General features: G+C 72.6%; 7 protein-coding genes. 4 read left to right on the top strand and 3 right to left on the bottom strand.

Features of this window, described 5'->3' with window-relative positions; translation table 11 throughout:
* From CLM62_RS34760 to CLM62_RS34745, 4 genes are all read left to right on the top strand, one after another.
* On the top strand, positions 1 to 475 hold a 475-nt coding region (locus tag CLM62_RS34760; protein WP_095753875.1), incomplete at its 5' end, for an urease accessory protein UreF.
* A gap of 186 nt (positions 476 to 661) precedes the next feature.
* Positions 662 to 1339 (top strand): urease accessory protein UreG, encoded by a 678-nt coding sequence (gene ureG / locus CLM62_RS34755; RefSeq protein WP_095753874.1) that lies wholly within the window; start codon positions 662 to 664, stop codon positions 1337 to 1339.
* The gene (locus CLM62_RS34750) at positions 1327 to 2100 is read left to right on the top strand and encodes an urease accessory protein UreD (protein ID WP_095753873.1); all 774 of its coding nucleotides are present in this window, start codon (positions 1327 to 1329) and stop codon (positions 2098 to 2100) included. Before ureG ends, CLM62_RS34750 begins: the two co-directional genes overlap by 13 nt.
* 129 nt (positions 2101 to 2229) lie before the next feature.
* Positions 2230 to 3831, top strand: coding sequence for an alpha/beta hydrolase (locus tag CLM62_RS34745; protein ID WP_095753872.1), 1602 nt, complete (start codon positions 2230 to 2232; stop codon positions 3829 to 3831).
* 78 nt (positions 3832 to 3909) lie between these two features.
* Here the strand turns inward: CLM62_RS34745 and CLM62_RS34740 are convergent, their stop codons facing one another.
* The 3 genes from CLM62_RS34740 to CLM62_RS34730 form a co-directional block, all read right to left on the bottom strand.
* A complete protein-coding gene (locus tag CLM62_RS34740) occupies positions 3910 to 4635 on the bottom strand; it encodes a 1-acyl-sn-glycerol-3-phosphate acyltransferase (RefSeq protein WP_095753871.1) in 726 nt (241 codons plus the stop codon).
* A 129-nt stretch (positions 4636 to 4764) separates the two neighbouring features.
* A complete protein-coding gene (locus tag CLM62_RS34735; RefSeq protein WP_095753870.1) occupies positions 4765 to 5994 on the bottom strand; it encodes a PP2C family protein-serine/threonine phosphatase in 1230 nt (409 codons plus the stop codon).
* A 66-nt stretch (positions 5995 to 6060) separates the two neighbouring features.
* Positions 6061 to 8517, bottom strand: coding sequence for a SpoIIE family protein phosphatase (locus CLM62_RS34730; protein WP_095753869.1), 2457 nt, complete (start codon positions 8515 to 8517; stop codon positions 6061 to 6063).
* Positions 8518 to 8920 lie beyond the last annotated feature (403 nt).

The following is an 8920-nucleotide window of genomic DNA, read 5'->3' as shown; positions in this document are numbered from 1 at the left end:
CCCCGTGGCGCTGGACGCGGCCGCCGATGCGCGGACGCCGTCTCCGGCCCTGCGGGGCGCTGCGCGGAAGCTGGGGCGTCAGCTGATGCGGGCCGCGCGGGCGACCTGGCCGTCGGCGGAGCTCGACGCTCTGGCTCGCGAGTTTCCGAAGGGGGCGCATCAGCCGGTGGTCCTGGGGCTTGCGGCTCGGGCTGCGGGCCTGGGGGCCTTGGATGCCGCTTACTGTGCGGCGTACGAGAGTGTCAGTGGGCCTGCGAGTGCGACGGTGCGGTTGCTGAGCCTTGACCCCTTTGACGCCACGGGGGTGCTGGCTCGGCTGGCGCCGGAGGTGGACCGGGTTGCGGATCTGGCGGTGGAGGCGGCGCGGCGGAGTGGCGACGAGGGGGTCGGCGCCTTGCCCGCGGCTTCCGCGCCGCTGCTGGAAATCGGTGCGGAGGTGCATGCCGCTTGGCCTGTACGGCTGTTCGCGTCGTAGGAGTCTCGCCCCCGCCGCCCCTACCCGTCCCGTCCCCAGGGGCTCCGCCCCTTCGACCCCGCCAGGGGGCTCCGCCCCCTGGACCCCCATCGGCCTGAACGGCCTCGTCCTCAAACGCCGGACGGGCTGAGAATGCCCAGGCCGGCTGAAAGGGCACCACCGTAACAAGAGTTTGGAGCCGCACCTATGCACCTCGACCACCACCACGACGGCCCCGCCGCCGTCAGTGCCGATGCCCGTCGGGCCGACGGCTCGCGGCGTGCCCTGCGAGTCGGGCTCGGTGGGCCCGTCGGGTCCGGGAAGACCGCGACCGTTGCCGCGCTCTGCCGGGCCCTGCGCGACGAGCTGTCCCTCGCCGTTGTCACGAACGACATCTATACGCGTGAGGACGCCGAGTTCCTGCTCCGGGAGGCCGTGCTGCCGCCCGAGCGGATCACCGCCGTGGAGACGGGGGCCTGCCCGCACACCGCGATCCGGGACGACATCTCCGCCAACCTGGAAGCGGTGGAGGATCTGGAGGGCGAGGTCGGGCCGCTGGATCTGATCCTCGTCGAGTCCGGCGGGGACAACCTGACCGCCACCTTCTCCAAAGGGCTCGTCGACGCGCAGATCTTCGTGATCGACGTCGCCGGTGGTGACGACATTCCGCGCAAGGGCGGACCCGGCGTCACCACGGCCGACCTGCTCGTCGTCAACAAGACCGACCTCGCCCCGTACGTCGGCTCCGACCTCGGCCGGATGGCGGCCGACGCCAAGGCACAGCGGGCCGAGCTGCCGGTCGTCTTCCAGTCGCTCAGGAACGAGCCCGGGGTGCGGGACGTCGCCGACTGGGTGCGGGCGCAGCTCGCCGCGTGGACGGCGTGACCGCCGCCGTGGCCGGAGTGCGGGCCACCGCGCGGATCCTCGCGCGCGACGACGGCCGAGGCGGGACGTCCCTGCCCGTCCTGGAGGGCGACGGGCCGCTGGCGCTGCGGCGGACCCGGGGGAGCGGCACCGAGGCGCGCGTCATGCTCGTCGGCGCGATGAGCGGGCCGCTCGGCGGCGACCACTTCACCATCGAGGCCGGCGTGGAGACCGGGGCCCGGCTGCGCGTCGGCTCGGCCGCCGCCACCATCGCCCTGCCGGGACAGGCCAAGGGCGAGTCCCGCTACGACGTCCGGCTCACCGTCGCCGACGGGGGCGAACTGCACTGGCTGCCCGAGCAGTTGATCTCGGCACACGGCAGTGATCTGTACGTCACGACCCACGTCGACCTCGGTGCGACCGCCCGGCTCGTCCTGCGCGAGGAGCAGGTGCTCGGGCGCGTGGGAGAGGATCCCGGGCGGCTCGGCAGCCGCCTGGTCGTACGGGTCGGTGGGCGGACCGTACTGGACCAGGAGTTGGCGTGCGGGCCCGGAGCGCCGGGCGGCTGGGACGGGCCCGCCGTGCTCGCGGGGCATCGGGCCGTCGGCCAAGTCGTCGTCGTACGGTCCGAGTTCGCGACGGAGCCGGTGGCGGCCAGGGTGCTGGGCGAGACCGCCGCGGTCGTACCGCTCGCCGGGCCCGCCGCGCTGGTGACCGCCGTGGCGCCGGACGCGCTGCGGCTGCGCCGGGTGCTGGACGAGGCGCTGGCCTCCATCGGCTAGGACCCGCCCAGCGAACGAACGTTCCCGTTTATCGGATTGGCAAAGAAGGCCGATCACCCCTGTTCTCAGGGAGCTCACAGCCGCGAGGATCCCCGTACCCAATCTCAACGACGTACGGGGAGGTCCCACTTGAGGGACATCAGACCGAAGTGGCGGGCGACGGCGCTCGGTTCGGCCGGAGTGCTCGTCACGGCCACGCTGATAGCCGGTGCCGTGACAGCGCCCACGGCGAGCGCCAGCGGTGACTCCCGCGGCGGCCAGGACCGCGAGGCCCGCGGCGCGGCGATCGCCGCCGCCGAGGCCGCGAAGACCGGCATCGACTGGCAGGACTGCCCCGCCGACTGGGGCCTGGAGAAGCCCATCCAGTGCGGCTGGGTCACCGTGCCGCTCGACTACGCCAAGCCCTACGGCAAGCAGATCAAGCTCGCCGTCGACCGCATCGGCAACACGGGGACCAAGGCGGACCGCCAGGGCGCGCTCATCTACAACCCGGGCGGACCGGGCGGCTCCGGCCTGCGCTTCCCGCGCCGGGTCACCACCAAGGCGCCCGTCTGGGCCAACACGGCCAAGGCGTACGACTTCGTGGGCTTCGACCCGCGGGGCGTCGGCAAGTCGGCGCCCATCTCGTGCGCCGACCCGCAGGAGTTCGTCAAGGCGCCCAAGATGGACCCGGTGCCCGACTCCGAGGCCGACAAGCGCGCCCAGCGCAAACTCGCCCGCGAGTACGCCGAGGGCTGCTACGAGCGCAGCGGCGAGATGCTGCCGCACATGACCACGCCGAACACCGCGCGCGACCTGGACGTCATCCGTGCCGCGCTCGGCGAGAAGAAGCTCAACTTCCTCGGCGTCTCCTACGGCACCTATCTCGGAGCGGTCTACGGCACCCTGTTCCCCGGCCATGTGCGCCGCATGGTCGTCGACAGCGTCGTCAATCCCTCGCGGGACAAGATCTGGTACGAGGCCAACCTCGACCAGGACGTCGCCTTCGAGATGCGCTGGAAGGACTGGGAGGACTGGGTCGCCAAGAACGACGCCACCTTCCACCTCGGCGACACGCGGGACGAAGTCCAGGCGAAGTGGCTTGAGTTGCGCGCCACGGCGAAGAAGAACCCCATCGGCGGGCTCGTCGGCCCGGCCGAACTGATCGGCTTCTTCCAGGGCGCCCCGTACTACGACTCCTCGTGGATCCCGGTCGCGACCGTCTTCAGCAAGTACTTCGCCGGCGACACCCAGGCCCTCGTCGACGCCGCCGCCCCGGACATGTCGGACACCGCGGGCAACGCCGCCTCGGAGAACGGCAACGCGGTCTACACCGCCGTCGAGTGCACCGACGCCAAGTGGCCCACCAGCTGGAAGAGGTGGGACCGGGACAACACCCGGCTGCACAAGGACTACCCGTTCCTGACCTGGGCCAACGCGTGGATGAACCTGCCCTGCGCGACCTGGCCGGTCAAGCAGCAGACCCCGCTGGACGTGAAGACCGGCAAGGGTCTGCCGGGCGTGCTGATCGTGCAGTCCGAGCGTGACGCGGCCACGCCGTACGGCGGTGCCGTCGAACTGCACCAGCGCTTCAAGGGCTCCCGTCTGATCACCGAGAAGGACGCGGGCTCCCACGGTGTGACCAGCCTGGTCAACCCGTGCGTCAACGAGCGGGTGGACGCCTACCTGCTCACCGGCAAGCTGGACGGCGCGGACGTGACGTGCGCGCCGCACGCCACGCCGAAGCCGTAGGCCGTACGGCAGGGTGGGGGCGGCCGGAGCCAACGGCCGCCCTCGCCCGGCCCCGGGCCCCTTTGCCGACGGCAGGCGTCAACTCAGCGGCATCCGGGGGAACTTGCGCTCCTTCTCGGTGCGCGCGGCGGCTTCCTCCGCCTTCACCACGGCCGCGTACTGGTCGACGTACTCCTGCTCGGACAGCGTCAGGATCGCGTACATGATCTCGTCGGTGACGGCCCGCAGGATCGCCTTCTCGTTCTCCATGCCGGCGTACCGGGAGAAGTCGAGGGGCTTGCCGAAGCGGATCACCACGGGGTGGATGTTGGGGACGACCTTGCCGGGCGGCTGGGCCTCGAAGGTGCCGATCATCGCGCAGGGGATGACGGGCACCCCGGCCTTCAGCGCCATCACCGCGACGCCGACCTTGCCCTTGTAGAGCCGGCCGTCGTGGGAGCGCGTGCCCTCGGGATAGATGCCGAGGAGTTCGTTCTTGCGCAGGACGCCGAGCCCTTCGCGGATCGCGGCCTGCCCGGCCTCCTTGCCGGAGCGGTCCACCGGGATCTGCCCGGCGCTGTGGAAGAAGAACGCCGTCAGCCGGCCCTTGAGGCCGGGCCCGGTGAAGTACTCGGCCTTGGCGAGGAAGGTGATGCGCCGTTTGAGGACCGCGGGCATCAGGAAGTGGTCGGAGAAAGAAAGATGGTTGCCCGCGACAATGGCCGGGCCCGACGGCGGAATGTGCTCGAGACCTTCGATTCGGGGACGGAAGATCAGTCTGAGCAGCGGTCCCAGGAGGACGTACTTGAGCAGGTAGTAGAACAACGGGGCGCTCCTCACTTGCTCCGGCGGATCGCTGGGCCGTCGCGTTCCGGCAGGTCAACCGGCATGTCGTGGGGGGCCAGTCTAGGCGCAGGCGCGGTCACGGGGAACCGCCGCCGCTGTCGTCGCCGTTCACAGCCGCACGATGATCAGTGCCGTGTCGTCGGTGGCGCCTCCGGGAGGCAGCAGTTCCAACAGGACGGAGTCGGCGAGGAGTTCGGGATCCTCCGCCCGATGACGGCGCAGGGAGTCGGCGAGGCGGTCCAGACCCGTGTCGATGTCCTCATGGCGCCGCTCGATCAGGCCGTCGGTGTACAGGGCGAGTATGGCGCCGCCGGTGAAGGCGGTGCCCGCCTGGGGTCTCGGTATCGGGTCGGGGCGCGCGTCGAGCGGGGGGTCGGTGGCCCGGTCGAGGAACTCCACGCGACCCTCGGGATGGACAAGGACGGGCGGCGGGTGGCCGGCGCTGCTGTAGGTGATCGTGTGCCGGTCGAAGTCGATGAACGTGGTGACCGCGGTGGCCGATTCGGCGCCGTCGACGACGTTGGCGTACCTGCCCAGGACGTCCAGGGCCTGGGCGGGTCCCTCGGCGACGCGGGAGGCCGCGCTGAGCGCGCTGCGCAACTGGCCCATGACCCCGGCGGCTTCCAGGCCGTGGCCGACCACGTCGCCGACCGATACCCCGATGCGGTTGCCGCCGACCAGGTCGACCAGGTCGTACCAGTCCCCGCACACGTTCAGCGCACCGAGGGCCGGCCGGTAGCGCACGGCCGCCCGATGGTGCCCCAGTTGCCGTCCGGCGGGCAGCATCGCCTTCTGCAGGGCCAGGGCCACCTCGCGTTCGCGGGCGTGCGCCTGACGCAGCCGTTCGTTGAGCTCCTGCAGTTCACGTGCGCGCGTGTACAACTCGGCCTCGAGGACCCGGGCCCGACCGCCGCGGGGTCCGCCGCGGGCCCGGATCAGCTCGGTGATCTCCTCGACGCGGTGGACCAGCAGCACCACCTTGCCGTCCGGGCCGAGCACCGGCGCGTTGACGGGGCTCCAGTAACGCTCCTCCCACTCCCCGGGCCGGTCGGGACATTCGACGTCGTACCGCTGAAGGGCCATGGTGTCCCGCTCGCCGGTGGCCGCCACCCGGTGCAGCGAAGCCTGCAGATTGCGCATGCCGGTCGCGGCGGTGTCGTGCGGATTCTCCGGGAACACCTCGAAGATGTGTCGGCCGACCACCTGCTCGCGCTTGCGGCCGGCCACGTGCAGGAACTCCTCGTTGACGTCGGCGAACACCAGGTCGGGCGTGAGCAGGGCCACCATGCCGGGCAGCGCCTGGAACACCGCCGCGTAGTCGATCGCCGTATCCGTCATGGCTTCCGCCTTATTGCCTGGATTGCACAAGTTTCCCATGGTGTGGGCTGAGTGGAACGCGCGGTCTCACAGCGGCGGACCCGTCAGCGACTGCTCCGCCCAGATGACCTTCCCCTCGGGGAGGAAACGGGTGCCCCACCGCTGGGTGACCTGGGAGACCAGCAGCAGTCCGCGCCCGCCCTCGTCCGTGGTCCGGGGATGACGCAGATGGGGTGCCGTAGCGCCGCCGTCGAAGACCTCGCAGATCAGCGACCGGTCCTTGATCAGGCGGAGCCGGATGGGTCCGGCGGCGTGCCGGATGGCGTTGGTGACCAGTTCGCTGACCACGAGTTCCGTGGTGAAGGCCAGCTCGTCCAGGCCCCAGTCGGCCAGCCGGCGGCAGGCCGTCCTGCGGGCGTCGGCGACGAGGGCCGGGTCGCCGGGCAGTTCCCAGGAGGCGACCTGATCGGCGCCGAGGCGTTTGGTGCGGGCCATCAGCAGCGCCACGTCGTCGTGCGGACGGGCCGGGACCAGGGCGTCCACGATGACCCGGCACCGCTGGTCCAGCGAGGACGCCGGTCCTTCCAGAGCCCGCCGCAGCCGCTCCCGGTCCGCGTCCACGGCCCACTCCTCCCCACGGGCCAGCAGACCGTCGGTGAACAGCGCGAGCGTGCTGCCCTCCGGCAGGGACATCCCGACGGACTCGAACAGCGGGCCGCCCGCGCCCAGGGGCGGTCCCGGGGGCAGACCGACGAACGTGACGGTGCCGTCGGGCCGGACGACGGCAGGCGCGGGATGCCCGGCGGCGGACATCGAGCACCGGCCCTCGACCGGGTCGTAGACGACGTACAGACACCCGGAGCCCACCGCCTGCGTGCTGTCGGTCTCCTCGGCGTCCGGCGCCCCGCTTTCCTCGTGGGCCGTGCGCGCGACCAGGTCGTCGAGGTGAGCCAGGACCTCGTGCGGCGGCAGATCCAGCGCGGCCAGGGTGCGTACGGCGGTCCGCAGCCGCCCCATGGCCGCCGCGGCGTCGATGCCGTACCCGGGCACCTCGCCCACGACGAGAGCGACGCGCGCACCCGAGAGCGGGATCAGGTCGTACCAGTCGCCGCCGAGGCCGCTCGGCTGGTTCGCCGGGCGGTAGTGGGCGGCCACCTCCACCGCGTTCTGCTCGGGCAGGCGGTGCGGGAGCAGATTGCGCTGCAGCGCCAGCGCCGCGTCCCGTTCGCGGGTGTAGCGCCGGGCGTTGTCCACGCACACGGCCGCCCGCGAGACGAGATCCTCGGCCAGGTTCAGGTCGTCCTCGTCGAAGGGTTCCTGGCGGCGGCGCCGGAAGAAGGTGGTGACGCCCAGGGTGACGCCCCGGGCGCGGACCGGAACGACCAGCACGCTGTGCGGGCCCTGGTCCGGGACCGTGGCCCCGTGGTCGCCGGGTGTGCCGGTGCCCCAGTCCCGGGTGAGCGGGTCGAGCCGTTCCTCGCGCCAGGACCGGCCGGTGGCCAGACAGCGCGTCGGGGGCGATCCGGGCAGGTAGGTGGCCACGTCGCCGACGCCGACGCCCTGCGAGACGCTCCCGTCCACCGCCCGTCCGCCCGCGCGGCGCAGCCGCACCGGCTGCGTCCCGTCCAGCGGCCCGGCCGCGGGCTCCGCCCCCCGCAGCACCGACTCCAGCAGGTCCACGGCGACGAGGTCGGCGAACGCCGGCACGGCCACGTCGGCCAGCTCCTGCGCGGTCCGTACGATGTCCAGGCTGCGGCCGATCTGTTCGCCGGCCCGGTCGAGCAGGGCCAGCCGCTGCCGGGCGCGGTGGTGCTCGGTGATGTCCACGACGGTGTAGTACACGCCCATCGGGTGGCCCCGCTCGTCCTCCAGCCGGGTGAACGACAGCACGTGCGCGGTCTCCCGGTGCGGCGCCGACCGTAGGCGCCCCACGTGCTCGTACCCGACGACCGTCTCCCCGGTCGCCAGCACGTGCCGCATCTGCGCCTCGACGCGGTCGGCGTCGAAGCCCGGCTGTACGTCCCGCAGCCGCAGCCCGAGCCGCCGCTGGGGCGGTCCGCCGCCGAACCGGGCCAGGGCGGCGTTCGACCACACGTACCGCAGGTCCGTGTCCACCATCGCGATGCCGATCGGCGAGCGGCCGACCATCTGCTCCAGCACACCGCGGGGCATGTCCCAGCCGGGCGCCTCGGCCATCTCGGACAGCAGCACCAGCCACCGCGACGGCCCCCGGGCCTCCATGGCGGAGGTGATCCGCACCATCACCCTGACCGGCCGCCCGTCCTTGTGCCGGACCGACAGCAGCCCCGCCCACCCGCCGTCCCTGCGCCACCGCTCGACCAGCTCCGGCACCCGCCCGGCGTCCTCGGCGCACACGAGGTCGGCCAGACTGGCGCCCACCACCTCGGCGGCCGGGTACGCCAGCAGCCGCTGCGCATCGGCGCTCCAGCTCGTCACCACCCCCGCCGCGTCGAGCAGCAGGGGCACGGCATCCGCCACGTCGAACCGTCGGCGGGCAACGTCGCGCTCCTCGTATGTGCCCACGGACGACCTCTCTGTCGCTGAGAGTGGTCTACCACCTGTCGACTCAATCTTGCCCCTTTTGACGCCGGGACCGGCGCCGCGCGACGACGCCGGACCCGTGGGGGCGCGGCGGCGGGGCAGCCGGCCCCGGGCGGACGTATGACGGCAAGCCGAGCGACCCCGGCCCGGGTACGGCGGCGAGGAGAGCCGGGCCACTCACGAACTGTCGGCGACCCGCCAGGTGGAGGGTGACCCGGACCCCTGGCCCTGGCCGGTCCCCCGGCCGCAGCAGGAGGCCGGCGGCGCTGACATGCCAGTCCTGCCCGACCGATCCGAGGCCCGCGCCCGGGCGGGTCAGTCCCGCACCGGCCGGGGCGGGGCCAGGCGGCACGGCGGTCCCGGCCCTGCCCCCGACCGACGCGGA

Origin of the sequence: Streptomyces sp. SA15 (assembly GCF_002291145.1) — a bacterium.
In the GTDB taxonomy this organism is placed as follows: domain Bacteria; phylum Actinomycetota; class Actinomycetes; order Streptomycetales; family Streptomycetaceae; genus Streptomyces.
The sequence above is the reverse complement of the archived record's forward strand: the minus strand, read 5'-3'. Positions and strand labels throughout refer to the sequence as shown.